This is a genomic window from Moorena sp. SIO3I6, assembly GCF_010672095.1.
In genome coordinates this window covers 1-1,840 of the sequence record NZ_JAAHHU010000979.1, presented here as the reverse complement: position 1 = coordinate 1,840, position 1,840 = coordinate 1, and the positions used below count along the sequence as shown (strand labels likewise).

Annotated in this window: 1 protein-coding gene; it reads right to left on the bottom strand. The window is 46.6% G+C overall.

The window, feature by feature from the left end:
- Positions 1-398 precede the first annotated feature (398 nt).
- On the bottom strand, positions 399-1,840 hold a 1,442-nt coding region (gene priA, locus F6K49_RS45175; RefSeq protein WP_293108659.1), incomplete at its 5' end, for a primosomal protein N'.

The following is a 1,840-nucleotide window of genomic DNA, read 5'->3' as shown; positions in this document are numbered from 1 at the left end:
TCGGGAATCGGGAATCGGGAATCGGGAATCGGGAATCGGGAATCGGGAATCGGGAATCGGGAATCGGGAATCGGGAATCGGGAATCGGGAATCGGGAATCGGGAATCGGGAATCGGGAATCGGGAATCGGGAATTAAGAATTAATAATTAAGAATTAAGAATTAAGAATTAAGAATTGGGAATTGGGAATCGGGAATCGGGAATCGGGAATCGGGAATCGGGAATCGAAATTATCACAATTTATTTAGGTTCCCTATAACTTTCAACTTTCAACTTTCAACTCCTAACTTTCAACCTTCAACCAGTTTTAAACCTTCAACCAACCTTAAGCCTTCAACCAGTTTTAAACCTTCAACCAACCTTAAGCCTTCAACCAACTTTAAACCTTTAACCAACTTTCAACTTATATTCAAAGGATTAACATCAATAGTCAAGCTAATATCTGGAGGACACATATCCTGCAATTCCCGCCAATTCAGTAACCTGGCGGGCACAGTAGGAGAAAACTTAAGCAAAATCTGCCATCGATAGCGACGAGCAACCCGGATCACACTGGCTGGTGCTGGTCCTAGGATATCGTATTCGGCTTCAGGAGTATCTAACCTGTCGGCTAAATCCTCCGCTACCTTCTCTACCACCACAGCATCCAATCCACTTATGCGCAACAGAATCAAATCACCATAAGGGGGATAGTTCAGTGCTGCCCGTTGTTCCAATTCGTCCGAGATAAACGACTGATAATTATGAGTTTTGACAGCCTGAATCACAGGATGGTCTGGGGAATAAGTTTGAATAATTACCTGACCAGGGTCATCCCCACGACCGGCACGACCTGCCACCTGAGTTAAGGTTTGGAATGCCCGCTCGGATGCTCGATAGTCTGACAAATACAGTAGTCCATCTGCTGCTACCACTCCCACCAGTGTCACCTGAGCCAAATCTAATCCTTTGGTCAGCATTTGGGTCCCCACCAACAAGTCAGCTTCCCGATTAGCAAATTGAGTTAACAGAGTGCGATGAGCATTCTTGGTACGAGTGGTATCACTGTCAAATCGGATAATTCGCAACTCTGGAAACAGCTTCGCCAAATCTTGAACAACCCGCTGAGTACCACTACCGAAAAATTTCAGGTAGGGAGAACTACATTCTGGACAACTACGGGGATGGAGTTGTCCGAAATTGCAATAGTGGCACCGCAATACTTGAGTAGCGCCTTCATGAGTATAGTGATAGGACAAGGAAACATCACAGTGAGGGCATTCCAACACATGACCGCAACTACGACAAGACACAAACGTACTGTGTCCCCTGCGGGGGATAAATAAAATCCCCTGTTTCTCTTGTTCCTTTAGTCGTCTCAAGCTGTCTTGGAGAGAACGGCTAAAAATCGACCGATTCCCAGCTTGTAACTCCTGCCTCATATCCACAATTTCCACCGGTGGCAGGGGTCTGGATTGAATCCGTTCCGGTAGGGATAAGTAATGAGTGCTAAGTTCTGGATGCTGAGGAGGTGAACAGGTGAAGGGTTGAACCTCAGGAGCTGAAGAGGTCAGGGGATTAATTTCACTACCGATCTGACCATCTCTCGCTCCCCCCATCACCTTAATACTGACCCAGCTTTCCACCGAAGGAGTAGCTGAACCTAAAATCAGGGGACAATTTTCTAATTCTGCTCGCCATTGGGCAACGGTGCGAGCGTGGTAGGTAGGAATAGGTTGGTCTTGCTTGAAGCTGGAGTCGTGTTCTTCATCTAAAACAATTAATCCCAACTGGGGCAAAGGGGCAAAAACAGCAGAACGAGTGCCAATCACCACTTGTGGCTCACCTGGGATCATCTGTC